26 protein-coding genes are annotated in these 25,921 nt (G+C 42.0%); 9 read left to right on the forward strand and 17 right to left on the reverse strand.

What is annotated here, in order from left to right; all coding sequences use genetic code 11:
• The 5 genes from HWQ44_RS04480 to HWQ44_RS04500 form a co-directional block, all read right to left on the reverse strand.
• A partial coding sequence (locus HWQ44_RS04480) for an ACT domain-containing protein (RefSeq protein ID WP_292715478.1) occupies positions 1-115 on the reverse strand: 115 nt, incomplete at its 3' end.
• Positions 116-141: 26 nt separating this feature from the next.
• Positions 142-768, reverse strand: a complete 627-nt coding sequence (locus HWQ44_RS04485; protein ID WP_292715411.1) for a DUF4340 domain-containing protein — start codon at positions 766-768, stop codon at positions 142-144.
• Between the two features lie 57 nt (positions 769-825).
• Positions 826-2,559: a Gldg family protein gene (locus tag HWQ44_RS04490; RefSeq protein WP_292715415.1), complete on the reverse strand. Its 1,734-nt coding sequence runs from the start codon at positions 2,557-2,559 to the stop codon at positions 826-828.
• 232 nt (positions 2,560-2,791) lie between these two features.
• Positions 2,792-3,604, reverse strand: coding sequence for an ABC transporter permease (locus HWQ44_RS04495; RefSeq protein WP_292715418.1), 813 nt, complete (start codon positions 3,602-3,604; stop codon positions 2,792-2,794).
• On the reverse strand, positions 3,605-4,615 hold the full coding sequence (locus HWQ44_RS04500) for an ABC transporter ATP-binding protein (protein WP_292715421.1): 1,011 nt from the start codon (positions 4,613-4,615) through the stop codon (positions 3,605-3,607). It abuts the gene before it with no gap.
• Between the two features lie 90 nt (positions 4,616-4,705).
• Here HWQ44_RS04500 and HWQ44_RS04505 point away from each other — a divergent pair, with 90 nt between their 5' ends.
• Positions 4,706-4,903: a hypothetical protein gene (locus tag HWQ44_RS04505; RefSeq protein WP_292715425.1), complete on the forward strand. Its 198-nt coding sequence runs from the start codon at positions 4,706-4,708 to the stop codon at positions 4,901-4,903.
• A gap of 124 nt (positions 4,904-5,027) precedes the next feature.
• On the opposite strand, the gene HWQ44_RS04510 is transcribed toward HWQ44_RS04505, so the two are convergent.
• The 4 genes from HWQ44_RS04510 to HWQ44_RS04525 form a co-directional block, all read right to left on the reverse strand.
• Entirely contained in the window at positions 5,028-6,809 is a 1,782-nt protein-coding gene (locus HWQ44_RS04510; protein ID WP_292715428.1) for an iron uptake porin, read from the reverse strand.
• A 649-nt stretch (positions 6,810-7,458) separates the two neighbouring features.
• On the reverse strand, positions 7,459-9,195 hold the full coding sequence (locus tag HWQ44_RS04515) for a diflavin flavoprotein (protein WP_292715430.1): 1,737 nt from the start codon (positions 9,193-9,195) through the stop codon (positions 7,459-7,461).
• 97 nt (positions 9,196-9,292) lie between these two features.
• Positions 9,293-9,805, reverse strand: a complete 513-nt coding sequence (locus tag HWQ44_RS04520; RefSeq protein WP_292715432.1) for a phosphate-starvation-inducible PsiE family protein — start codon at positions 9,803-9,805, stop codon at positions 9,293-9,295.
• Positions 9,806-9,913: 108 nt separating this feature from the next.
• The gene (locus tag HWQ44_RS04525; RefSeq protein ID WP_292715435.1) at positions 9,914-11,644 is read right to left on the reverse strand and encodes a diflavin flavoprotein; all 1,731 of its coding nucleotides are present in this window, start codon (positions 11,642-11,644) and stop codon (positions 9,914-9,916) included.
• Positions 11,645-11,864: 220 nt separating this feature from the next.
• On the opposite strand from HWQ44_RS04525, the gene HWQ44_RS04530 reads away from it, so the two are divergent.
• Positions 11,865-12,824, forward strand: coding sequence for a 1-aminocyclopropane-1-carboxylate deaminase/D-cysteine desulfhydrase (locus tag HWQ44_RS04530; protein ID WP_292715438.1), 960 nt, complete (start codon positions 11,865-11,867; stop codon positions 12,822-12,824).
• 195 nt (positions 12,825-13,019) lie between these two features.
• On the opposite strand, the gene HWQ44_RS04535 is transcribed toward HWQ44_RS04530, so the two are convergent.
• From HWQ44_RS04535 to bcp, 3 genes are all read right to left on the reverse strand, one after another.
• Complete coding sequence (locus HWQ44_RS04535; protein WP_292715441.1) at positions 13,020-14,177, reverse strand: cysteine desulfurase family protein; 1,158 nt, start codon at positions 14,175-14,177, stop codon at positions 13,020-13,022.
• 5 nt (positions 14,178-14,182) lie between these two features.
• Positions 14,183-14,809: a type I restriction endonuclease gene (locus HWQ44_RS04540; RefSeq protein ID WP_292715443.1), complete on the reverse strand. Its 627-nt coding sequence runs from the start codon at positions 14,807-14,809 to the stop codon at positions 14,183-14,185.
• 321 nt (positions 14,810-15,130) lie between these two features.
• Positions 15,131-15,610, reverse strand: coding sequence for a thioredoxin-dependent thiol peroxidase (gene bcp, locus HWQ44_RS04545; RefSeq protein ID WP_292715446.1), 480 nt, complete (start codon positions 15,608-15,610; stop codon positions 15,131-15,133).
• A 108-nt stretch (positions 15,611-15,718) separates the two neighbouring features.
• Here bcp and HWQ44_RS04550 point away from each other — a divergent pair, with 108 nt between their 5' ends.
• From HWQ44_RS04550 to HWQ44_RS04560, 3 genes are all read left to right on the forward strand, one after another.
• Positions 15,719-16,573: an FAD-binding domain-containing protein gene (locus HWQ44_RS04550; RefSeq protein ID WP_292715449.1), complete on the forward strand. Its 855-nt coding sequence runs from the start codon at positions 15,719-15,721 to the stop codon at positions 16,571-16,573.
• Positions 16,570-16,998: a hypothetical protein gene (locus HWQ44_RS04555; protein WP_292715451.1), complete on the forward strand. Its 429-nt coding sequence runs from the start codon at positions 16,570-16,572 to the stop codon at positions 16,996-16,998. The genes HWQ44_RS04550 and HWQ44_RS04555 overlap by 4 nt, the downstream gene beginning before the upstream one ends.
• A 546-nt stretch (positions 16,999-17,544) precedes the next feature.
• Positions 17,545-17,865 carry a hypothetical protein gene (locus HWQ44_RS04560; protein WP_292715453.1) on the forward strand — a complete coding sequence of 107 codons (321 nt, stop codon included), beginning with the start codon at positions 17,545-17,547 and terminating at the stop codon, positions 17,863-17,865.
• Positions 17,866-18,067: 202 nt separating this feature from the next.
• On the opposite strand, the gene HWQ44_RS04565 is transcribed toward HWQ44_RS04560, so the two are convergent.
• From HWQ44_RS04565 to HWQ44_RS04580, 4 genes are all read right to left on the reverse strand, one after another.
• Complete coding sequence (locus HWQ44_RS04565) at positions 18,068-18,391, reverse strand: DUF2103 domain-containing protein (RefSeq protein WP_292715456.1); 324 nt, start codon at positions 18,389-18,391, stop codon at positions 18,068-18,070.
• 5 nt (positions 18,392-18,396) lie between these two features.
• A complete protein-coding gene (gene clpS / locus HWQ44_RS04570; protein WP_292715458.1) occupies positions 18,397-18,723 on the reverse strand; it encodes an ATP-dependent Clp protease adapter ClpS in 327 nt (108 codons plus the stop codon).
• A gap of 280 nt (positions 18,724-19,003) precedes the next feature.
• Positions 19,004-21,034 carry an FAD-dependent oxidoreductase gene (locus HWQ44_RS04575; RefSeq protein ID WP_292715461.1) on the reverse strand — a complete coding sequence of 677 codons (2,031 nt, stop codon included), beginning with the start codon at positions 21,032-21,034 and terminating at the stop codon, positions 19,004-19,006.
• Positions 21,035-21,258: 224 nt separating this feature from the next.
• Positions 21,259-22,023 (reverse strand): DeoR/GlpR family DNA-binding transcription regulator, encoded by a 765-nt coding sequence (locus HWQ44_RS04580; protein ID WP_292715464.1) that lies wholly within the window; start codon positions 22,021-22,023, stop codon positions 21,259-21,261.
• 231 nt (positions 22,024-22,254) lie between these two features.
• Between HWQ44_RS04580 and HWQ44_RS04585 the strand changes: the two genes are divergently transcribed.
• From HWQ44_RS04585 to HWQ44_RS04595, 3 genes are all read left to right on the forward strand, one after another.
• A complete protein-coding gene (locus HWQ44_RS04585; RefSeq protein ID WP_292715467.1) occupies positions 22,255-24,168 on the forward strand; it encodes a transketolase C-terminal domain-containing protein in 1,914 nt (637 codons plus the stop codon).
• Positions 24,169-24,370: 202 nt separating this feature from the next.
• Entirely contained in the window at positions 24,371-24,808 is a 438-nt protein-coding gene (locus HWQ44_RS04590) for a hypothetical protein (protein WP_292715470.1), read from the forward strand.
• Positions 24,809-25,016: 208 nt separating this feature from the next.
• A complete protein-coding gene (locus HWQ44_RS04595) occupies positions 25,017-25,406 on the forward strand; it encodes a hypothetical protein (RefSeq protein WP_292715473.1) in 390 nt (129 codons plus the stop codon).
• A gap of 111 nt (positions 25,407-25,517) precedes the next feature.
• Here the strand turns inward: HWQ44_RS04595 and HWQ44_RS04600 are convergent, their stop codons facing one another.
• Entirely contained in the window at positions 25,518-25,661 is a 144-nt protein-coding gene (locus HWQ44_RS04600) for a hypothetical protein (RefSeq protein ID WP_292715475.1), read from the reverse strand.
• Here HWQ44_RS04600 and HWQ44_RS04605 point away from each other — a divergent pair.
• Positions 25,602-25,793: a type II toxin-antitoxin system HicB family antitoxin gene (locus HWQ44_RS04605; protein WP_292715481.1), complete on the forward strand. Its 192-nt coding sequence runs from the start codon at positions 25,602-25,604 to the stop codon at positions 25,791-25,793. The two genes, HWQ44_RS04600 and HWQ44_RS04605, sit on opposite strands and share 60 nt — an antisense overlap.
• The last annotated feature ends 128 nt before the right edge of the window (positions 25,794-25,921 follow it).

Consider the following 25,921-nt stretch of genomic DNA (forward strand, 5'->3'; position numbering starts at 1 on the left):
GCTGATCTGCATGGATAATATTACCACCATTAGAATAGATGAAATTGGCAAATTTAGCCACCAGTCCGCGTTGGTCGGGGCAGGAAATCAGCAATGTTGCTGTCGGATTTGTCATAGTAATAGCGCCAGATTTTGAATTAATTATTTGCTGTTTGTCGGAGTTGGCTTAGGAATGGTGAGCGGAGGAAGTTTCTGACTATTATCTACAGGTTGTTTCCACTCTGATAGTTCCCGATTTACGGCATTTGCAAAATCTGTAGATACTAACAGCACATTTATATTTCCATCGGATTTAGCAGTAGGGTCAGCTTGAGCATATAAGAAACGACCGTTAAAGTTAGATTTACCCAAAATCAACTGATGGCTTTGTCGGTTTTTCAGGATGATATTAATAGTTGCTTGGGGTGGAGCTAAGGCAAATTCTCCAAGCTGTTTTGCTGGAGTTGATAAAGTACGCTCACTATTACCTTTGACCAATAAATCCATTAAATAAGAAACAATAGCATCATTTACTGGGCCCGATATCGGGGATTTGATTAACCACTTGGGGTTACTAGAAGATTCAGGGTTACGTTCCAGATTAAGAGTGATTTTATTTGTCTTGACTGTTAAATACTGGACATCATCTTCTGCAAAAGAGAAAATTTTCTGCTTTTGCTCCTTTGTTTCTTCTCGCACAGTTGCACCACGGATTTCATAGAAGTAAACAAAACCACCTAAACCCAGCGCTAGCAGTATCAAAATTAAAGTCGTTCGTGGCAATTTCATTTTTTAGTCATTTGTCATTTGTCATTTGTCATTGGATCTGAGGGAGAATTCTTAACTCTACCGTCGTTTCCACCAAATAATAACTGCGATCGCAAACCCAATTAAGGGTAAAAGCAACAGAGATGACAATATTAAAAGATTGGCTTGGGTGGTTGTCAGGGTTATCCGCCGATTTTTCGGTTCTTTGGGGCGAATGGAAAGGGGTTGCTGATCCTGTTGACTCAGCCAAGTAACTGAGTTGAGGAATACATCTCCATTTAGTTGCTGTTGAAACAAACCATCAGTGGCGAAATTAGAATTTCCTAAAACCACTAACCGAGACTCAGCGGCTGTTTGAGATGAGGGAGTGGGGGAAGGAGTGGAAGCAGGGGAAGCAGGGGAAGCCTTGCTTTGAGTGGTGGGTGATGGTAGGGGTAACGCTTGCGGAGTCTTGGGTGAGGGTGAAGGAGTAGGATTAGTCTTGCTTTGGGTGGTTGGTGATGGTAGAGGTGAAGGTGTGGGTGAAGCTTGGGGAGTGGAAGTAGATTTGGGTGTTTGTTTTCTTGTTAAAGCAACACCTAAGGTCAGAGGCCCTTTCAGGTCTTTATCTGCATTAAACTCCAATTTTTCGCTTTGGAGGTCGCTTTCTGCCCAACTGCTGGGATAAGGTTTGGTTCGTAGCAGTGGAGTAGCCTGAACGCCAGGTACAGAGGTAATTTCTAGTGGTCGGGAAACTGGATAAAAAGAATTGCCGTTACCGAAATCTTTAGTAATTGGATGTTTTCCGTATTCTGTCACTAAGGGTGCAGCAGGGCCAAGTCCCACGACGCTTTCCCCAGAAATATCTACTGCTAAACGATTATCCAGACGCACACCCCACTCTTGTAGCAAGCTGTTAAGTTTGGGATCGGTATTAGGATCAATCATCAGCAGTAAGTTACCACCGCGATTCAGATATTCTTGCAAGGCTTTGACTTCACCCTCAAACAGTCCTCGCTTGGGGCCAGCTACTATTACGACGGTGGCATCTTGAGGAACTTTGGAAGTTTCTCCCAAATTCAGCGGTGATGTTGTGAAATTTTTGTCGCCTAATCCCTGAACTGCTTGTGATATTGCACCTTTACCAGCCGAAAGTTGGCGTTCGCCATGACCTTGGAGTAAGTAAACTTTGGCTGTGGTTGAATTTGTTAGTTGTTGCAGGCGACTAGTTAATCTGATTTCTGACAGGCGCTCATTTTCATTTACCGTCTGTACTAATTGCCGTTTATCTCCAGATTCTAAATAAACTTCTCCATAATCTTTTACACCAAACTTCTCTGCAAGTCCTGGTCTAGCTTGGGGATCGATATACTCATATTTAAATTTTGAGCTTTGGCGCTGATAATTTTCTAGCAGTTCTCTGTCTTGGGGATTTTGGTTAATATCAAATACCCACACTTTAACTGGCTGTGGTAAGACACTTACTAATTCGCGTGACTGCGGCGCAAGGGTAAACAATTGAGCTTCTGTTAAGTCTGCCCGCAAGTGGTAGCGAGTTCCCAAAAAGTTAATCAATCCCAAAATTGCCAATACTGCCAGAGTCGCCACTAGGGCATTAGTTCCTGCTTGGGTAGAACGGCGGTTCCACCAGTTACTCTGGTAGCTTTGCCATATTATCCCCAACCCACTGATGACAATTCCCGCAATCAGAAATACTAATGGAATTAATCCCCACTGTTCAGAGACTAACCCAACTGTTAAGCCGACAGTAATTAGGAATGGGCCTAACCAAAACAGATATTTCCATAATTTCTTTTTTGCAACTATTTTCATATTATTTAGACTGAAGTGAGGAATTAGGAGTTAGGAATTATGAGTTTTAATAAAACAGAATAAAGGCGTCAGTCGCCAGAATTCAGAATTTAATTATGTCTAGCTGGCGGATAGCGCAGCGTTTCGTAGAGAGCATCTGAATAAACGGGTTTAATTCTCCCACTTTCTTGTTCTGGATTCTGGATTTTTCTTCAACTCCTCACTCCTAACTTTTAACTCATAACTTATATAACTACTGCCTTTGAAAGCGCAGTGCATCAATTGATTGAGCGGTGAGAAAAATGCCCAAAAAAATGTAACTGGCAAATAGAACTAAACCGCTAGTATCAAAAATGCCTTGGATTAAAGTGTTGTAATGTTTCAGCAACGACAGATAACCCAAAGCTTCGCCCACGGGGCCAGGGACAATTTTGGCAATTAAATCAATCAATAACAATAATAAGATTACTGCAAAGGTAAGAACGGCAGACAAAATTGTGCTGTCTGTTAATGAAGAAATAAACATTCCTACAGACAAAATTGCTGCTGCTAGTAAGATTAATCCAAAATGACCCAGGAAGGGAATTGAGGGCGTCATTAGTGGATTTGAGCCGCTGATAGCGATCGCTTCCAACACTAGCATGGGTACAACCATTGTGATGAAAAATGTTATCACGCCTAATAATTTACCTACAGCTACCGCCCAATTGGTGATTGGTGAGGTGGCTAATAATTCTAAAGTGCCCCGCTTCCGTTCTTCGGCATAGAGTCCCATTGAAAGTATTGGCAGGATAAACAACAATAGCCATCCCATACGATCCAAAAATGCTCGGACAAATTCATAGGGGACATCTATCGGCGGTACTGGTACTCCCAGCTGTTGCCCTTGTGCATCTATTGCCGCAACTCCTACCAAAATGCCGTCTGGCCCTAGCAAAATCATCACGAAGAATAACCCGGCGATGAACCAAAATATGCCTGCGATCGCATAAGCTAAGGGTGATACAAAATAACTCTGTAACTCTCGGCGATAAATGGCAATAATATTACTCAGCACTATACCCATTTACGCTGCTTCTCCTTCTTTGTCTGCTGCTAAGTCTACCTCAGGATCGAAATTCTTTTCTTCTGTGGTCAGTTGCAAGAATACATCTTCTAAGGTAGCGTTAACCCGCCGCAGTTCATGTAAACCGAATCCTGCACGCACTAATGTTGTGGCAATATCCTTTCCTGGTTCTTTTCCTGGTTGCGATATCACCCGCAGGTAAGCGCGATTTTCCTGGGGTTGATGCCCGTGGATTCCGGCTGTGGGAATTGATTCTATCAGACTCACACCCGCAACTTTTTGCAATACCTGTTTCGCTAAGGCAGCTTCACCTTCTATTTCCAACTCATACCCGGAACCACCTGTCAACTGAGTCATCAAGTTTTCTGGGGTATTTGTTGCCACCACTTTACCGCGATTGATAATGGCAACGCGGCTGCAAGTCATACTCACTTCTGGCAGAATATGCGTGGAAAGAATAATTGTGTGAGTACCAGCAAGGCTTTTAATTAAATTCCGCACCTCAATTATTTGCCGGGGATCGAGTCCAACGGTAGGTTCATCCAAAATGATCGCTGGTGGATCGTGGACGATCGCTTGAGCAATTCCGACTCTTTGGCGGTATCCTTTTGAGAGTTTGCGGATAATTACCTTTCGCTTATCTTCTAAGTTGCAGCGTTCGATAGCCGCTGTCACCTTATTGGGGCGATCGCCTGCTGGAACTCCCTTAATTCGGGCGACAAAATGCAAAAATCCCTCCACTGTCATGTCTGGATATAACGGTGGTGTTTCCGGTAAATAACCAATGCGTTGGCGCACAGCCAGGGAATTTTCATGGACATCATAACCAGCAATCCGGGCATTTCCATTGGTTGCCGGTAAATAACCAGCCAGAATCCGCATGGTTGTGGTTTTTCCAGCGCCATTGGGGCCTAACAACCCTAAAATCTCCCCAGGCTCGACGCTAAAGGTGACATCAGTAATCGCTGGGGTAGAGCCGTATATTTTACTCAGATGTTCAACTTCAATCATCCGTATAGTGGCGATCGCAATTTATAGAATACCCAACAATCTTAGATCACGATATTGGGTATGGGGGACTGGCACTAAGATTCGCCGACAATGAGTAAAGTTCCTGGAAAATCTCTTTGTATCATGACGAACGAGCAGATTAAATCGGCAGAAAATTGGGAAGAAGCAGTATATGACGAAGAATTTCGCGCAAAATTAGGACTACCTGCTTGCAAGTCTAGGTTAGGAGAGTATTTAGGGCGACCTTTTATTTTTAGTAAAATTAAGAAAGGATGTTTTCAATATTAATCAGCTAAATTTTGGATAGTCCCGAAAAAGGGTTGAGTGAAGCGATTAACGAACCTAGATATTCGATTTAAACAACATTCACCCAACTGCATTTTTCGTTAACTACTTCTACTGAACTGGCGCTCTAGAAGCTAAAAGTAGTGCGAAGTGCGCCTACAATTGCTGTGTCATTAGCACTAAAGCCTTCGGGACTGAAGATGAAATATACACCAGGGGTAATGGAGATATTGTCATTAACCCGATAGTTATAAAATGTTTCTAAATGGTAGGGAGTCGCGTCTTCTGGACGAGAAGCAATTCCCGCTACAGATTGTCGGTAAAGCGGCTGTCCAAAAATGACGGCGGCGGTGTTCCCTTCATGGAATATATCTCTAAAATGCAACCCAGCCGACCAGCTACTAAAGGTTGTAGAGGCATCTACATTCAACAGATTAGCAAAAAGTAATGCACCTGATAGTGACAAGGATGTTTTCGGCGCAAACCGCCACGTTACTGTTGCACCAACAGAATTTACATTGATTGGCTCATCAAGAGTTGCTAATGTTGCGTTACCGCCAAACCTCGCCAGCTGTGCTGCATTGGGAGTAAATTGAATAGAAGCAATATCTGCACTACCCAAACCTGTACCTAGAATGTTGATTGTGTGGTAGCTGTGTGCATAGTTGATGCCGATATCAATAGTTGAGATTGGTTTGAGGGTTAGTTGGGCAGCAATTGCTTGTGTACCGTTAAAGAAACCTCCTCCCAAAGGTGTGTTCAAAAGACCGCGATCTTCTGATATCGGAGCCGAACCACTACCATAAATAACTCCAAGTCCCACCTGTTTTGAAGGATTCCACAAGAAACCAGCACCCGCTAATAAACCCGTACCAGAAGTGCCTCCTGTAATTCTGACAGCAGCGTTGTAACCTGCAAATCGAGAGATTGCACCTTGGCTATCGCTGGCGTAGGGAGTGATTGCAGGAAAAACATCTGTAATCTCTGCATTAGTTCCAGCAAAGACAACGAATTTCTGAGACAACGGTAAGACGTAAGCTAGCTTGTAAAGACTAACTGAGTTTGCTCCGCCGTCGGGTTGTAATGTCTGAGGGTTAAAGCCAGAAAATTGAGGTTCAAAACTTAACTTGGTTGAGCCTGCGCCAAAAGAACTTGAATTCGGCAGTAATTGGCCTTGAATGGTTCCTCTTTCATAAAATGAACCGCTCGATCTGAAGTTGTAAGCTTGAAGTCCAACAATCAACAAATCACTGCCGTTAAAGCTGCTGGTAAGATTGAGCCGGACGCGATTATTAAAGGCTAATTTAGAATCTTGGCTGCCTGGTTCTCCACCTGTTGCTGTGGACAAAGAAAAAATAGCTTCGCCATTAAGTTTAGTTGTGGTAGAAAACTGTTGCTTTTCTAAAGTAGCTGTGTGAGTTTCTAAGGCATCTACTCGACCCCGCAGTGCTGCAAGTTCAGATGTAAATTCTTCTTGGAGTTTTTGGAGAGTAGTTAAATCTTCTTTCTTAACTAAGTCACCAGTACTAGTAGCAATCAGTTCGTTGATTCTATCTAAGCAAGCATTCAAGCCAGCAGCAAATTCATAACGGCTTAAGGCACGATTTCCTTTATAAGTACTGTCAGGATATCCCACAATGCAACCGTAACGTTCCACTACCGATTGCAGTGCTTGAAATGCCCAATCTGTTGTCTTAACATCAGATAATTGAGATACTGAGTTTACTTGAGCGATCGCATTCGATTCTAGAAAATTAGAATTAGTTGAAACTCCGCTACTGTTGTCTTTGTCTGCGCTCTCAAAATTGTTTACAGGATTGTCAGCAATTGATTGAGCAGTTGCAGGAGATGTACCCAGCGAAATTAAAGCAGTAAGTAAGCACAGCCAATTGACTCTTTTTGTACACATTAATTGGTAGTAATTCACACTCGTTCCTCACACACAAAATGAAACACCACTGTTTGTTGTGAATACTAATTATTCACAAGCTAAAGCTAACCAGCAAAAGTAATCTCTCAAGTAATTAAATACTCTTTGCTTGAGAGTTTGCCAACGAAATATGCAAATTTATGCCGTACAAAGTAATTTTGTACGAAATTGATATAAGAATAAAGCCAATGTATGGCCTTAGAGTAGTTGCAGCTTTTATCAAGCTCAAAATTGCAATTTTAACAATTACTTAGTCCTGAGTAAAGACTTCATTGCTTGAAAAACTACTTTTTGAAATTTTTAAACTACTTAAACTTTATAGATACACTATAGTTTTTATAAGTGGTACCTTACCATATATTTTTTACAAAAATAAACAATTTTAAACTTTTTACTTTTGAAATATATACAAATAACATTTAAATATTATTTAATATTATAAGAAATAGAGTTTTGATAATATTAAAATATATAACCCGATCGCTCGTGCAATCAATAATGAGTTTCTTGTCAGCCGAAACAATGGCATTGTTAGCTAAAACAATGTCATTGCAACTCTAAAAGACTTGTGTGTAACACCGTAGCTCTACAAACAGAGAAGTTTTTTAGATAAGAGTGAACAGTCAGATTAATAATAGCTGCCAGATTTCCGATGTTCCAAAGCCGTGACACCATCATTTTCTAACACTTCACCGCGATCGATGACGGCATAAATTAACCATCTGTCGCCACATTCCAGCTGATTTTGCACTGTACATTCTAAATAGGCTAATGCCTCATTCAAAATCAAACAACCATTCAGAGCAGTTTTTGTGGCAAGATTCGCAAAGGGATTATCTCCTAAAGTGCTGTGACGAGAAAAATAGCGGCGGACATTTCTTCCTTCTTTAAGGATATTCAGCACAAATTTATCGCCAGGATGATGCATTAAATCTGCATTTTGCTCGTTAGCGATCGCAATCATAATTCCTGGCGGGTTAAAAGTTGCCTGCGATACCCAAGAAGTTAAAACCCCTTTGTGAGTTTCTTCATCACGAGTTGTCACAACACACAGAGAACCAACAATCCGACCCACCGCTTGTTCGGTACGATCTACATGAGTTTCTGTCATAATCTGACGGGAAGAACGCAGTTTTTTAGTTTTCTTCAAGTTTTGAGCAAAAAAAGCACCTGCTTCTTGACACTGTTGAAGAATTTCAGGAGTCGGACTGAAACGCACCCGAATTGTTTCAAACCCTAGTTGATAATTTGCATCTTTGAGCTTGCTTTCGATTAAATCTATCGCCTCGCCACTCCAACCGTAAGAACCAAACACCCCTGCTAACTTAGTTTTAGCCGCCACCGAGAGAACTATTCCTAAAGCGGTTTGAATTTGAGTCGGTGCATGGCCGCCTAATGTGGGTGAGCCGATAATCAAGCCATCGCAGGATTCTACAATGCGGTTAATCTCCGCAGAATCAGCTAGTTCACAGTTGATTGATTCAACATTAACTCCATTTTGAATCAAACCTTGAGCGATCGCATTCGCCATAATTGCTGTATTTCCATAAGCAGAAGCATAGAGCAAAGCGACACTCAATTCTTGAGATTTTTGTCCTTGACACCATTGACGGTAATCATAGGTAAAACGACTGAGGCTGTAACGAACAACTGGGCCGTGTGCTGGGGCATAACATCTGGCTCCCAAAAGCGATATTTTATCTAAGGCTACTTCGACTTGTTTGGCTTGGGGCGCATGGAGACATTCAAAATAGTAACGACGTTCCGCATCTAAACCCTTCCAATCTTCATCAAACAAAGTATCTTCGCAAATATGAGCGCCAAAAAGTTTGTCTGTGTAGAGTATTTTTGTAGCAGCATCGTAGGTACAAAGTCCATCCGCCCACCGAGGAGTCGGTACAGAGATAAATGATAGAAGATGTCCTTGTCCTAAATTTAGAGTATCCTGCGATCGCATCGCTTGAATAGGTGATTCAAATTCAGGAAAGGCAGTTTTTAGAGCATTGGCGGCGGGGCGAGAACAAATGAGAGTGGCTTGAGGAACCAGAGAGAGCAATACTCGCAAGGTTGCTCTGCGGTTGGGATTGACATGACTGAGAACAATGTAATCGAGGGAGATGAAATCTAGATGTTGTGCAAGTTGCTCAAGGTAAATTTCGGTAAAAGATTCGCCGGGAGGGTCAATTAAAGCCTTTTTATCAGCTTGAATCAGATAAGAATTTGCTGTAGTTCCTCGTTGGCGGGAATATTCCACCTCAAATTTTAATCTGTCCCAAGTCCGCGATCGCATAATCAGAGTATTTTTACCAATTTCAGCAACTTGTACATCTCTGCTATGGTTGGACGTTAATGTGACAGTAGACATAATAACCTCTCTTATGGGGATTGGGGATTGGGCATTGGGGATGAATAAATAATTAATAGTTCTTTCTCTATGCCTCCCCTACTCCCCCTGCTTGTGCCTAATGACCATTGGTTTGTGTTAATTCAGACTTGGCTCGGCTTCTATAGCGTTTAGATGCTTCTTGTTCCGGGTCTATACCTTCAAAGGTCGGGGGTAGCCAAACTCTGAGAAACAGTAGTATTCCCAGCACTAATAAAAAGGCACAAGTTGCTAAAACTTGACTCCAACTTGTTTCTAGAACACCTTTAACAATGACTTCTCGCAAAGCAGAAACAATGGAAACTTCAACAGCTACCCCAATAGATACTCGATGTTCCTGTAGGTAAATAATCAGCAGTCGGAATAACTCAACTAAGATAAGTAAAAAGAGAATATCGGCAGTAACAGCATGAAAATCTAGAGGCGGAAGTAAGGAGAGAAACATATCTCTCACCTGAAGCACCATGAAGCTAAATAAACCGATACACAAAGAAATTACAATTATATCTTGGATAAATTCCAAGGTTCGCACAACGCGCCCCCGATTGATTTCGTACATGCTAATCGGGGTATTTTCAACAGATTTATACATAGTTTTTTGAGAGACGCGATTCATCGCGTCTGTACAAGGGTGGGTAGAGACGCGATGAATCGCGTCTGTAAGAAGCAGGGGAAATAAAGGAGAATGACAAATTACAAATTAGTAATGATTGCCAATTTTGCGGTGATGGGCAGCGGTAAGTGCATCTAGCTTGGAAACTCTTCCAGTTTGGACTGTGCTATAAATTACCCAATGATCTCCACAGTCCATGCGGCTGGTAATTTCACATTCCATGTAAGCTAAAGCTTCAGCTAAAACGGGCGATTCATTTTTAGCTGGATATGTTTTCACTCCAGTAAAACGGTCTGCACCAGGAGCAAAACGCTTGAGGAAATGTTTCATTAATCCTTGATATTTGCCTTCTTCTAAAACATTTAAAACAAAGCGATCGCCAACGTGCATCAAGGATTCAATTGCTCGATCTTTGGATACTGCGATCGCAACTCCCAAAGGCTCAAGACTCGCTTGTGTCACCCAAGAAGCCAACATTGCACTCTGAATTTCTCCTTTTTTGGCGGTGATAATGTATAACCCTGTGGTAATCCGCCCTAAAGCTTTTTCTAGTTCAGTATTGATAGATTTGATTTGTTTAATGGTGCGATCGCGGTTCAACCATTGACCCATATCTGTCCCCGCTTCATCACAAAGCTGTTCCGTTGCTTGAGTAGGAGTTTCCTTAACCAAGATAGGAGGAAAAGCTTCAGTTAATCCCAGTTCTTGGAACTTATTACGTAACGGGTAAATTGGTTCATCTTCTCCCCCTCCCGACTCTAATAAACCAATTGCCTGCTTCTTATTAACAGCAGCTAAAATCGTACTTAAAGCCGCTTGAGCCATCGCCGAAGATTGGGCTGGCATTCCAATTACTAAACCAGAGGCTTGTGCAACTAATTCTCGAACTTCTTGAGGCTCGGCACTATTGAAGTCTACTAATTCTATTGCCACGCCTGTTTTCGCGCATCCATGAGCTATGGTACGGACTAAATACGCGCTATGCCCGTAATCTTCAATATAAAATAGAGCCACTAAAGTCTCTGTTTTTGCTTGTTCTAAACTCCAGTTTTGATACCGTCCAAGCCATTCGGAGATATAGTGTTGTAATAAAGGGCCATGTCCGGTAGCAACAGTTGCTATTTCTAACTTTTCAATCCGCTTTAAAGCTGCCAAAACAGACCGGGCATTAGGCCCCATGAGACAATCATAATAATATTGAAAATCTTCCTCAAGTAAGGTGATATTTTCATCATAAGTGTGGTCATCACAGTAGTGCATCCCAAACACATCACAGGTGTAGAGAGTGGAAGTTTTGTGGTCATAGGTCAAGATTGTGTCAGGCCAGTGTAAGTTGGGTGCAGAGATAAATTCTAATTCGTGTCCGTTGCCTAAATCTAATCGCTCTCCACTTTTCACCTGCATTGATTTAAAAGGCTGGTGAACCATATTTTCTAAAAATTGAATAGCTACCTTAGCACCAACAACAGTAATGGAGGGAGCTAATTCTAAAATATTTTTCACTAAGCCACTGTGGTCAGGTTCCGTGTGGCTAATAATCAAATAGTCTATTTTAGTCGGATCGATTAATCCCACCACTACCTCAAGATATAATTGCTCAAACTTGCGGTGAGATGTGTCAACTAAGGCAATTTTTTCTCCTTGAATTAAGAAAGAATTATAGGTTGTACCATTACGTAAACCGAACTCGATATCAAAACGTTCTCTATCCCAGTCGAGACAACGAATAGCTGTCGTTTGAGAAGCAATTTCAACAGTTTGAATCGTCAAACGTCCTGGGTTGGGAGTAATTTGAGTAAGCTCTATGAGTGCAACCATTTATTCTCTCCAAAAAGATTCTTATCTGAAGCGAGTGTTCTGCTTCTTATATTTACCTAAAATACTCAATTAGTAAAATGCCAATTTCTAAAGATAATCATCAGAAAGTTTTATTCATCATTTAGCTTGAATTACCATTGAATTACTCGATGTTTATCATTACTTTTATCTTCAATAATGGATGTGAGAAAATGTAAATACCAAGTTACAATGTTTACGCATGTCGTTAACCTTTCTTCCTCCCCCTATACAACAAATCAACAGCAAAATCGCCCATCACGCTGGTGTTAATCTGTATGTGCTGCGTTTGGATCTCATGCACCCGTGGGTTAACGGCAACAAGTGGTTTAAGCTGAAATACAATCTTTTGGAGGCTAAGGAGAAAAATTTCACAACGCTGCTAACCTTTGGTGGCGCTTATTCCAATCACATCTATGCAACTGCGGCGGCTGGTAATCTTTTTGGTTTTCGCACCATCGGCGTAATTCGTGGAGAGGAGAGGCTACCGCTGAATCCTACACTGAGTTTTGCTGTACAACAAGGTATGCAGCTTGTGTACCTGAACCGTGAAATGTATCGACAGCGCAACACACCAGCGTTAGAAGAATATCTGCGACAACGTTTTGGTGAAGTGTTTATCATTCCCGAAGGCGGGAGTAATTTAAATGGTGTGCGCGGCTGTATAGAAATAGTTGGTGATGCGATGCCTACGGCTGGCTACGCCTACGCCTTTAATCATATATGCGTAGCCTGCGGTACAGCTACCACACTAGCGGGGATTGCGCTTTCGTTGCATGAAGGACAAAAAGCGATCGCATTTCCCGTACTAAAAAATGGGTCATTTCTCGTACAAGAAATCGAAATTTTATTGACAAATTACCTCACCTCTGATTTACCTGCACCATATAGTTCTCCCGCTTCTTGGGAATTGGTATGTGATTATCACTTCGGCGGCTATGCAAAGGTGAACGACGAGTTACTACTGTTTAGCCAACAGTTTACACAGGAACATGGCATACCTCTCGATTACGTGTATACCGCAAAAATGTTTTACGGAGTGATGGATTTACTACAGCAAGGATTTTTTTGTAAAGGCGAATCATTGCTTCTAGTACATACAGGCGGCTTACAGGGCAATGCTGGCATGGAAGAAAAGTTGCAAGGATTTTCTAAAATCTGAAATGCTCAAGAGGCAATGCACTTCCAGAAAACGCCCTAACCATTTTATATCGAAGAAAGGGTAAACCTCTTATTAGAGGCTTTGAGGCTGAAGTTAGAAGGAATTGAATTTAATGTTTTTGATATGGGAAATCGTACAGATATCTCTTCTTAAATATACAATTGCCCACAAAAGAGGTATTGCTGGTTTTCATGCTTACCGTTTATTTTGTAAACTTTGAATAGTAGCGATCGCATGTTTTGCTACAATATCAATCTCTTCTTCTGTATTAAACCTGCCAATGCCAAACCTTATTGAGGCATAAGCCAGCTGTTGGGGGTGTCCCAATGCTGTGAGAACATGGGAAGGTGCAGTATTTGTTGATGAGCAAGCTGAACCAGAAGATACCGCCATTACTGGCTGTAATCCTAGCAAAAGTGCGGCTCCATCCACTCCCTCAACACTAACATTCAAGTTTCCCGCCAATCGCTGTTGCGGATGTCCGTTGAGATGAATTCCTTCAACTTGCGATAGCTGTTCCCATAATCTTTGTCTTAATTGGGTGAGGCGTTGGTTTTCTGTTGCTTGTTCAGCCAAAGCGATTTCTACAGCTTTCCCAAAGCCGACGATTTGCGGTGTATACAATGTACCAGAACGCATTCCCCGCTCATGTCCACCACCGTGCTGCTGGGGAGCCAGTTGCACTCTGGGGTTACGCCTGCGGACGTACAGCGCTCCAATGCCTTTGGGGCCATATACTTTATGTGCTGTTAGCGACATCAAGTCAATTTTCATCGCTTGCACATCTAAGGGAATTTTACCAATAGCTTGGGCGGCATCGGTGTGGAAAATGATGTTGTGTTCATGGCACATTTCTCCAATTTCTGACAAAGGCTGTAACACGCCAATTTCGTTGTTTGCAGCCATCACCGATACTAAAATTGTTTCAGGACGGAAAGCTTTTTTTAACTCAGTTAAATCAATCAATCCATTTTTCTGGACAGGGAGAATAGTAATTTCAAAACCGAGACTTTTTAAATAATTACAAGGATCAATAACTGCACTATGTTCAGTGGCAACAGTAATAATATGCTGACCTTTTTTAAAATAAGCTTCGGCAACACCTTTTATAGCTAAATTATTTGCTTCTGTTGCACCACTCGTAAACACAATTTCTTCTGGTATGGCGTTGATTGCTGCTGCTAAAATTTCTCGCGTTTGCTTAACAGCAGCTTCTGCTTCCCAACCATAAACATGACTAATACTTGCTGGATTGCCAAATTTTTCTGTGAAGTAAGGGAGCATTGCTGCTAATACCCGTTCATCTACGGGTGTAGTAGCGTGGCAATCAAGGTAGATAGGACGAATCGACATAATTATTAACTCAAGCTTTGACTCAAATTTTTTAATACACTTAGAACCTGATACAGTTCACTTTTTCGTTTCAAAAGTGTAAATTGGTCAGATGTAGCATACCTTGGCTGATTCTCTTTGGTAAGTTTCAAGAAAATAAAATCACTACCATTTGTTACTAATCCAAAAGTAGGTTTGTCTTGATTAGGATTAGCCAACATATAGACAAGTGCTTGAGGTATAGCTTCTAAAAGAGAAAAGCTAGACCTTTTAGATTCAATTACTAACAACCAGAATTGTTCTTGAATAACTAAAACATCAATTCTACCTCTAATGATTTCTCCTTCATCTTCCGCAGAAATTTCTATTGATTCCTCGCCTCTGATATAAAAAGGCTCATCATAAAATCCAGCTAAATTGAGTAAAGGAGATAAAACTACTAATTTAACCGTTTCTTCTGACAAAGGGGGACGCTTGACTAAACGGAGAAAATGAAGTTTTATTCTGTCTAAATCTTGCTTTTCTAAATCTGTAATTGTCGGTAAATTTTCAAACCATTCTGTGAAGAATGTCTCATCTTTGACTAGCTGTAGGCTAAATCTTTCTTCCAAATAGGCAAGCCCGACATTTTGTGCTTGGATAAATTGAACCATAATTTATTTAAAAGATGCAATATAACTATTATGACACTGTTCCAGTATTAACCTAGATAGGAATAACAAAGATAATTAACTTAAAGCTTGATCTATCTTTTTTAATATATTCAAGACTTTACATAATTCATTTTCGCGTCTATATAAAGTAAATCTATCAGATAAAGCATATATTGGTTTATCTTGTTTTATCAGTTTAATAAATTGGAAATCTTCTCCATTCATTACTAAGGAATATGCAGGATTTTCAGGGTGAGGATTTGCCAGTATATAAGTCAATATTACCTAGCATTGCTGTAACTATACCTGCATCCAGTTGCGTTACGTGGCTGCTAATTCCCGTAATTTAGTTAAAACTGCTTGAGCATGACCTTTGGTTTTTACATTAGGCCAAGTATAGACAATAATTTTATCAGGTGAAATTAGAAAGGTTGAGCGAACAACACCCATATATTCTTTGCCCATAAATTTTTTCAATCGCCAAGCGCCGTAGGCTTCGATTAAAAGATGTTCTGGGTCGCTTAAAAGGGCGATCGACAAGTTATGTTTGCTGATAAATTTACAATGGGATTTACCCAAATCTGGACTTACGCCTAAGATTTTCGCTCCTAGTGCGCTGAAGTCTTGATACAACTCGGTGAAATCTTTCGCTTCGGTGGTACAGCCGGGTGTATCATCTTTGGGGTAGAAGTAGAGGACAACCCACTGACTACTGAGGTCGTCGAGAGTGACTAAATTGCCATTTTGGTCAGGGGTGGAAAAATTTGGCGCTGGTTGTCCAACTTGGGGAATGTTGCTCATGATGATGTGTGAGAGATTGTGTAAGCGTAGCTCGTCGTGGATATCGCTTTAGAATTGTACATATATTGAGCGATCGCCTACGCATGTAACCATTCATATTTGCTGATAATGCCTAAAGATATGCAACGCGAATTTGCCAACCGCAATGAGTTGGTAGCCTACTTACGCGAACAATTCCCAGGTGCAGCGGAACGCGATAACCACATCAGCGAAACTGTGGGGGGACGCAAAGCGGCACAAACAGCGCTGCAAAAAATCGACCCAGTTCGCTACGCCCAAACACGTAATTTCTTCACAGGTGCAGTCACGCGACTTTCGCCTTACATTCGCTATGGTGTTTTGAGTTTGCGAGAAATTCGAGATTATGTCCTCAATCAGGTACAGCAACAAGAGGATTCCACGAAACTAATTAACGAGTTAGGTTGGCGCGACTATTGGCAACGGTTGTATATGAAGTTGGGGGATAAAATCTGGAAAGACCAGGAAGAGTACAAAACTGGTTATACTGTGGACGAATATGCACCCGAATTGCCGCAAGATATCAGAGAAGGAACTACAGGCAGAGTTTGCATTGACAGTTTTAGTGGTGATTTGAGAGAAACTGGTTATTTACATAACCACGCGCGAATGTGGCTAGCAGCTTATGTTGTCCATTGGCGGCGTATTCGTTGGCAAGCAGGAGCTAAGTGGTTTCTTGAACACCTTTTAGATGGAGATCCTGCTAGTAATAATATGTCATGGCAGTGGGTTGCTAGCACTTTTAGTCATAAACCGTATTTTTTCAACCGTGAGAACTTAGAACGCTACACCAAAGGCGTTTATTGCCAGAAATGTCCCCTTTACGGTCATTGTGATTTTGAAGGCAGTTATGAAGAATTAGAACAGCGACTTTTTCCCAAAGGGGAATTTAGCAAACAAGCCAATAGCCAAAGTTGGCAACGGGGAAAGAAAGGTAAAAAATGAATAAACCAATTGTTTGGGTACATGGAGATTGCCTCAGTCCAAATAATCCCACATTGCAAAAATACCCCGATGCCCCAGCTATTTGGGTTTGGGATGAGGCTTTGATAGAGGAATGGCAATTGAGTCTTAAACGTCTGACTTTTATCTACGAATGTTTGCTAGAGTTACCTGTTGTTATCCGCCGTGGCAATGTGGTACAAGAAATTTTAGCTTTTGCTCAAGAACATGATGCCAATTTAGTTGTCACAGCCAATAGTCCTAGTCCCCGGTTTGATGATATCTGTAATCAAATGGAGCGTTCTCTAGCAGTGGAAGTGTTAGAGGTAGAAGCATTTTTTGACTATGACGGCTATGTTGACTTGAAACGGTTCTCGCGTTATTGGAAAGTGGCGCAAAATTATGTTTATCAAAAGCCCTCACCCTAAATCCCTCTTCCAAATTGGGAGATGGACTTTAAAATTGGCTCCCCTTCTCCCGATTTGGGCGAAGGGGTTGGGGGATGAGGGCAGTTAATTTTACTTAAAAAATTTTGATTGATTTTTAAGTAAGATTAACTCATAAGTTAATTACAACAATTGCTGCAATAGTTTAAATATTTCTTATACATGGAGAAGCAATTGTTGCAAAGTATTAAGCCTTTCCAGCAATTGCTTATACATTTCTTGGAAATACTTAAACGTTTCTTATACATAGAGAAGCAATTGTTGCAAAGTATTAAGCCTTTCCAGCAATTGATTATACATTTCTTGGAAATACTTAAACGTTTCTTATACATGAAGGAGCAATTGTTGCAAACGCTTCAATTTTAGTAACTAGTCTTACAGGTTAATGGAGTTATGAGTGCTGAGTTGCAAGTGAGATTTTTCACTCAGCAGTATTGAATCTATTGAGGTTTGTAAATAATTTGTATTTCTGCAAGGAATATTCCTTTAGACTGAATTTCAACTGAAAAAATGTGGGAATAAACACAAATGCATTCGTTAAATATATTTTGTCACGAATCTGTAGTTGCTGTTTCCTTTGTCGCTTGCATTATTGGACTGTTGTTACTGTGGAATGGTAAGCAGCAAACAAATGAGATGGAAGAAACAGAGCGAATTCTGTTTAGAATGAGCTTTAGTTACTGGCTAGTTTACTGTGTAGCTTTTGGCATAGAGAAAATGGTGTTACCCGACTGGGAATCTGTGCTGATGACTTTGAAAATAACTACGGCTCTGTCATATTTCTTAACTTTTTCCTGCATCCTTAGTCTGCCTCTACACAAATTTGCAGTACATCGGGTTGAGGAATAGTCATTTGGGTATTGGGCAAAACAGTTCCAAGTTTCGAGTTCTGAGTAAAGAAGTTGAGATTCCCTACTCAGCACGGGCTAAACCCTAGCTATCCGCTAACAGCAATCATTACGGGCGTTGGGCAAAACAGTTCCTCTTTTCCCGATTTTGAATAAAGAAGTAAGATTCCCCATTCAATACTTTTGAGGAGTATGAGGGATGATTAACATCTCATAGCGATCGCTAATGCTGCTTCTAGTTGATCCTGGGGTAAAGTCGTTAAAATAAAGACCTCTTGTACCGTCTTTCCCTGCCGGGCGATGACTTTATAGCCTCCCCGAATCGGTACTGAGACGCGCAGTTGCATTTTTGGACAGTGACCTTTTGCCCGCCCAATCACTCCTGGCGTCACGGTTTGGATACCATCGTGCTGACAAAGACGTTCTAAAATAGGAATAAGACCAGAAAGGTGTGTCGAGTGATTCCAAACCAGTCTCGCAGCTTTTTGCGAAGCCGTGCGGAGGGGATCTACGGTGGGTTTGCCCATGATAATTAAGCTGCTTCTAGAGGTGCCATTGTCAAACCTGCTCGGCGCAGCTGCTGGTGATAGAGTTCCGCAGGTTCTTGGGGCCCGACCCAGACGATCGCTTGACCTTCATAGTGTACCTGATTAGTCAGATCCCACGCGCGATCGCCACTCATCCCCGGAATATATTTCATCAAACATTCAGATACATGTTGGAATGTATTAAAATCATCATTTAATACAATCACTTTGTAATTCGGATAAGTCTTACGGGTAACTTGATTAGACCGTTCAGGAGCTATAGTTGGTGCTGTGGACATCCCGTAAACATCTGCTGAAAGTGTCGTAACCATAAAACAATTGGTCAAGATAATTTTACAAAACTATACTGCAAGTAATTAGTTTAGTTCATTGTTTAGTTGTCCGTTGTCATTTGTCCATTGTCATTTGTCCGTTGTCGTTAACCAATAACGAATGATATCGTGTCCGGCTAAAGACTTATCAATTTATACCGCAATTCTTGCTGGGGGAAGAGGCTTTTAGGATTTTTGCACAGATTCGGTAATCATAAGTGATTAACCGGACTTGATATGACAAATGACAAATGACCAATGACAAATGACAAATGACAATCTATTTCCAATTATCCCAGTTTTCGTTAAAAATAGATGTATCTGGGAAGGCGGTAGGGTTGCCATTTTGTTGCAAAAGCCGTTTGAGTGCTTCTAGTTGTGGCTCTTGTTTAGGTAAGTCATCGACTAGTTGGTAAGGTGCGATCGCATTTTTGATAGCAAAACTAGCAACAGTTCCCGCAGCTGCGCCAGATGACCATTCAAAGGAGTGTACCCGATAGGCGGCAGCAGCAATATGACTAGTAGCAATGCTTTTGCCTCCTACTAGTAAATTGTCGATTTTCTGGGGAATCATCGCCCTCAGAGCAATTTGGAAGGGATAAGCTTGACCAGCACCACGTCTTTCGCCTGGATATTCTGTGTTTCCAGGGGCTTCTGGGGGACTATTCACCATACAAGGATGGAAATCTATAGCGTAGTGACCAATACCCACAGCATCAGGAAAGATGGTAGAACGAGTCCGTCGCATTGCTTTGTCTGGTGGAACTTTACCGTCAATTACTGATACTGCTTCCAAACCAGCAACTGCTGCTCGTAGCCTCCGATACATATCTGCTGGCAGAGTCTTGGGGTAATACTCATCATTATAATTTCGGCGAGAAATATCAATTTCCCAGATACCAAAGCCTCCAGGCTGTCCCCAACTGGGCCGGCCAATAATGCGGCGTCCTTCTCGCATATAAGGATATTTTGATAAGCCATGCACTGTCCCCATTGGCGAATTTAGACCGGAAACAAAGCGGTTATTGGGTTGCTGCTGCTTTACACCGTCTCCCAATTGGGAATCTGTCGTCCCAGCTACCAACCAGTAATAGAAAGATAAGGCATTTTCCTCAGCGCTGCGGAGGCTTTCTGTTCGCAGTCCTCCCATCCAACCCCCTGGTTGTAACTGCCCTGTAGCTTCTAACTGCTGGCGAGTGTAAATTAGGTTATCTTTGGCTGTTCCGGGGCGGTAGTCGTTACCCCAAGTCCAGTTTTGCATCGAGATATCCCCTGGCGTAGCCGCAGTAAAACTTACACCGCCGAATTTTGCTGGTTTCCCTTTGTTTGGACTCCAAATGCGACGATAGGTAAAAACTAAATCAAAGTTAGCCAGTCGCGTTAATTCATAGCTGAAATATGGCGCATATTGTAAATAGAATGGGGGCATTGTCTGCGGTTGCGGTTCCTTAGTAGCCTCCATTGCAAAGGTATAGGTAAAACCTTGAGGGCAATATGGATCGTTATTGGTGCTGGAAGCAGAAGGTTCTAGGTAGGAACGGGCATCAATGCCTAATCGATAAGGAACATCAGCAAGGGCGATAATTTCCCCGGTTTCGCTGGCGTCTATAACGTACCATTTAGGAGCATCCCCTTTCGTGGCCTTGGGGATGAAACGCAGAATAGTTTTAGTAAACCGAGATGAGTTTTCGTAGCGATAGGCATCTTCAATGCTTTGAGATAAAGTAAAAGTATTGAGAGGTGGTGCGCCTTTTGGTGGTTGATGTTGGATTGCGATCGCACTATTAATTATTTTGCCATCAGCAGCGATTTCCAAATCCTTAATTACTGTGTTGGGAAACCATTGCAGCTTTCCTTTGCCCTGCTTTTCAGCATCTTTAAGCATCTGAGTCAAAATAGTGTGAGCATCGCGGGGAAGAAAACAAGATTCACTTACCCAACAGTCACCGGGGTTAAGCTTACCGTATTTGCGCCCAATGCGGTTTCGCAATTCTAGATAGCCGCGAGAATAGAATTTCAGAGCTCGCTGAGTTGGGCGTTCATCTAACGCAGATGTCCCTTGAGCAGAAATTTGTCCTCCCAGCCAGTCAGTAATTTCCGTCAGGCAAACCGTTCGCCCTGCTAATAATCCCTCGTAAGCTGTGGCTACACCGGAAAGTCCACCACCCACAACTAAAATCTCGCAATTAACACTTTTGTCTGGGGTTCTCGGTGGTGTGGCGTTCGCAGAATCAAATGCAACTAAATTAGATATTAAGTTGAGACTGATCAGCGATGTTAAGCTAAAAGCTACTTTGTGTCTACCCTTCATGGTTAAAAACCGCTCCAAATCCTGTGTCACCTTGTAGAAGGTAGCATTCAGCAAATGTTCATTACAAGCTTATTGAATGGGCATTGAAAAGAGGCAGAGGGGCGGGGTGCAGGGGGCGGAGGGGAAAACTCTTCTTCCTTGCTCCCTGCTCCCTGCTCCCTTGCTTCTTTCCTAGTCCCCAGTCCCCCAGTCCCCAGTCCCCAGTCCCCAGTCCCCCTACCAGTTCAAGCCGACTCGTCACGGATGATCGTCAAACCTAAAGCTTTGTAAGAAGTTAGCATCCGATCAGATACAGTTGGTGCCGTGACAAGGTAAGTTAGTGCATGAATCGACTGCACAACATAAGGAGCAGCAGTGTCTAACTTTTCCTCTGTGGCTAATCCAACTACCTCCGCTGCTCCAGCAATCATCGCTCGTTTGACATGCGCTTCGTCCAAGTTCGCTACACTAATCCCAAATTCTGGATGTAGACTACACACCCCTAACATGCACAAATCTGCACGAATCATCCGTAATGCCTCAACTGTAGTAGTACCAACGTTTACTAAGGCTTTTTTGTAGAGTTGTCCACCCAACATTACAACTTCAACATGGGGATGTTCCGCCAAGGCGATCGCAATGGGAGGGCTATTAGTTATAATTGTCGCTTGCAAATCCAAGGGTAAATGACGGGCTACTTGCAGAGTTGTGGTGCCTCCATCTAAAATTACCACCTGCCCTGTACAAACCAATTTTGCTGCTGCCCGAGCGATCGCTTCTTTTTCTTTCGGTGCTTGCTTTTGGCGATCGGCATAACTAGCAAGAGCCGGAGAAACCAGAAGTGCCCCCCCATGAACGCGCTGCAAAAAACCGGATTCAGCTAGTTCTCGCAGATCCCGACGAATCGTATCCTCAGAAACCTTTAGAACAGCGCTGAGTTCCGACGATAGCACTTTTTTGTCACGACGCAGAATTTCCAAGATGAATTGTCGTCGCTCCGCAGTTAGCATAGTTGATTTTCCTGAAGTTGCATATTTGATCTTGAAAATGCCAGTTTGTGAGTTTATACTCATAGATGTGCAGGTTTCTGCATATTTCCGATCGCTTTTAAATAAATTCAAGCACATTCACGCAAGCGGAATTTAACAATCTTAGCTGCGTTTTCAACAGGTCGCGCTTTTTCCGAAGTTTGCAAATGCTTTTGTTTTGTCTAAATCGGTTTAAATCCAAGGAATAATTTAATGACTGTTACTAAGATTCAATTTCCCATTGATTTGAGTGCTTACAAGCCTCTAACTCTCAATCCAGCGAATGCGACTCTTACCCCAGAGCAACGAGAGAGCTTAAAAACAAATATTCAACTCTGCCGTGATGCGATCGTCTTTTTTACAGCGACAGGAGCTGCTAGAGGGGTGGGTGGTCACACTGGAGGGCCTTATGACACAGTACCAGAGGTGGTCATACTTGATGCCTTGTTTCGGGCAGCATCGGATCAATTTGTGCCGATTTTCTTTGATGAAGCCGGACATCGAGTCGCAACTCAGTATCTAATGGCAGCTTTACATGGTGACTTACCAAGTGAGAAACTCCTACACTATCGCGAAGCCCACTCCGGCTTACCAGGACACCCGGAATTGGGGCTAACTCCTGGTGTAAAGTTTAGTTCTGGACGATTAGGGCATATGTGGCCTTACGTCAATGGTGTGGCGATCGCCAATCCAGGTAAAGTTGTTTTCTGTCTTGGTTCCGATGGTTCTCAGCAGGAAGGTAACGACGCTGAAGCTGCCCGCTTGGCTGTCGCTCAACATCTTAATGTCAAACTAATCATTGATGATAATGATGTGACAATTGCCGGACATCCTTCCAAATATTTACCCGGTTTTACCGTTGCCAAAACCTTAGAAGGGCATGGGTTAAAGATACTCGAAGGAAATGGGGAAGACTTAGACGACTTATACCGTCGGATTTGTGAAGCTGTAACGACTCCTGGGCCAATTGCTATCATCAATAAACGCCCTATGTGTCCTGGCATTGTAGGGTTAGAAGGTTCTACCCACGGTCATGATGTGATTTCCGTAGAGCTAGCAATTCAATATCTAGAATCACGCCAACAAACTGCTGCTGTCGAATACCTCAAAAGTATTCAAAAACCGAAACAAACCTACACTTTTCTTGGCTCTAGTAACAAATGGGATGCTAACCGCAATGTGTTCGGTGATGCGGTAGTTGGTGTCTTAAGTCGCATTAGTGAAGCAGAACGCAAGCAAAAAGTCAGAGCCATCGATAGCGATCTTGAAGGCTCCTGTGGTTTGAAGAAGATTCACGATGCATACCCGGAAATTTTTATTTCCTCTGGCATTATGGAGCGGAGTAACTTTTCTGCTGCTGCTGGATTTGGGATGGAGGCAGGAAAACAAGGTATTTTCGCAACCTTTAGCGCTTTCTTGGAAATGTGTATTTCAGAGATTACGATGGCGCGGCTGAACTACTCCAATGTACTTTGTCACTTTTCTCATGCAGGGATCGATGACATGGCAGATAATACCTGCCACTTCGGTTTGAACAATATGTTTGCTGACAATGGGTTGGATGATGGCTACGAAACACGTCTTTACTTTCCATCTGATGCTAATCAAATGAAAGCTTGTGTAGAAGCTGTGTTCTTTGAGCCGGGACTGCGGTTTATTTTCTCAACCCGTTCTAAAGTACCTAACATTCTCGACAAAAACGGGCATGACTTTTTTGGTAGTGATTATAAATTTGTCCCTGGTAAAGATGAGGTGATTAGAGAAGGGACTCAAGGCTACATCATCAGCTTTGGGGAAGCTCTGTATCGTGCCCTCGATGCCGTCGAGCGTCTCCAGCAAGAAGGGCTGGATGTAGGTTTGATCAATAAACCAACCCTGAACGTTATTGACGAAGAGATGATAGCAAAAATTGGCAATGCTCCTTTTGCACTTGTGGTGGAGTCTTTCAACCGTCGAACTGGATTGGGCAGTCGTTTTGGTAGCTGGCTGTTAGAGCGTGGATTTACTCCCAAATACGCGCATCTTGGCACTCATAAAGAAGGTTGCGGCGGTTTATGGGAACAATTTCCGCATCAAGGCATTGATTCCGTGAGTATTATGAACAAGGTGAAGGATTTAGTTAAATAAATCCCGTTATATGCTTTTCATCACCGACTTAAAGCAGTTTTCATGTATTTGAACCACGTCTGTCGTAGGGGCAATTAACGAATTGCCCTTACCGTGTGGTCTATTTACCTAAAAATAGCTGTAAAAGACGTTTAATCCTCAAAAATATCGGGTTTTCAGAATTAAATTCCGGGGTTTTAAACCAAAATTATTATAAATTGTAATGATAGAAACTTTCCTGTTAAATTCTTTATTATTACTTTCTCAAGTATCCACCCCTGAGCGGAAATTTATATATTTAAAAAATAAATTAGAAAAGTTTGGATTTCAGGTAATAATTGAGCTACCACCAAAGAGAGGTGCTTATGGGTTATTACAAGAAGCTAACAAAAAAATTTGGATTAACCCAGTAGTTTTCGAGCTAAAAATTGGTACTCAAACTCTAATTCACGAAGCTGTTCATGCTGCACAAGTATGTGCGGGAAATGGCAAAATAAAAACTTTAGGTTTAGATATTCAGCCTGTCAATTATGCTCGACCATTTTTTATGCGCTATCACGATGTCCATAGGCAAGATTTGGAAAGAGAAGCTTATGCAGTCCAAACTCAACCTAATAGTTTTGATCTAGCTGTATCTATTCTCCAGCAACACTGTAAATAATGTAAAAATGATTCTATAAAATAGCGCTAGCGCTTCGTCTCTGACACAAATGTATTTTTTAATAAGCTTTTATGGCTGAATAAGTCTTTGAGCAATTTTTATGTAAAGTTGAATTTGTACAAGTATTTATTTAACGAATTATGACAATACTATCTTTGGGAACTTGAAATCAGCGATACACTGAGGAAAATTCCTTGAGGAAGCGTTGATGGCACGAACAAACGGGGTTACAAGTGAAACGTCTGTAGAGGAATTGCCTACAGTTTCAGACAAAGATACGGTAACAATTGAAGATTCACCTGAGCCAGTGGAGGATGCCCAAGATCTTGACGATATATTGAACTCACTAAAAACTTTACTGAGTTCCCTAGAAAAGCTCCAAAAAGTCCGGCAGGAAGTGGGCGACATCAAACCATTGATTGGGCGGATGCTTGATGGAGAACTGGTTGCTGGTGAGGAACTTGAGCAACTCAAAGCAGGTGTGAGTAGTCTTTCTCGTCTTGTTCGTGCTTATAATGACCATCAAGTAGCGTTGGCTAAAGCACAACCTGCTAGAAACTTGCTAGATCAAGTGCTGAAAGAGCGTAAAGCTAATTGAATTGGGATTGGGGAAGAAATTCTTTGGAGATTTGCTTGGAGTCCCAATCCTCATTCAAATCTTAAGAGTCCCCAATCCTTAAGAGTTAAGTCCCAATTTGCAGTCCCTAATTTAAGAAGCGATCGCTATAAACTGAAGATGTAACTCAAACTTGCGGCTGTCCCCATGAAGTCTTGACAAGACTACACCACTGTTATCCGTCCCGATAACAATGGTATATTTGTCGCATATAGACCAGCGATTTCCGGTTGTCACGCTTGGGGACAAACGCCAGATGAGGCCCGTGCTGAACTTGTCTATGTTTTTGAAATGATTCAAGAGGAATACAAAGAACAAGAACGTTCTCTACCCGAAGACGTTGAATTGGTAATTGTAAATGCCAGCTAAAGCCAGTGGTTTTTCTTAGCAACAGCCCAGCCTAGAACACTTAATAAAGCAAAGACACTTCCACCTGCTTCGCCTATAGAACCCATTTGATATCTTTTTTAGCTAGCTAGCAGCTAGTCTTTTGAGCA

The organism is Nostoc sp. JL34 (assembly GCF_017114945.1).
GTDB lineage: Bacteria > Cyanobacteriota > Cyanobacteriia > Cyanobacteriales > Nostocaceae > Nostoc.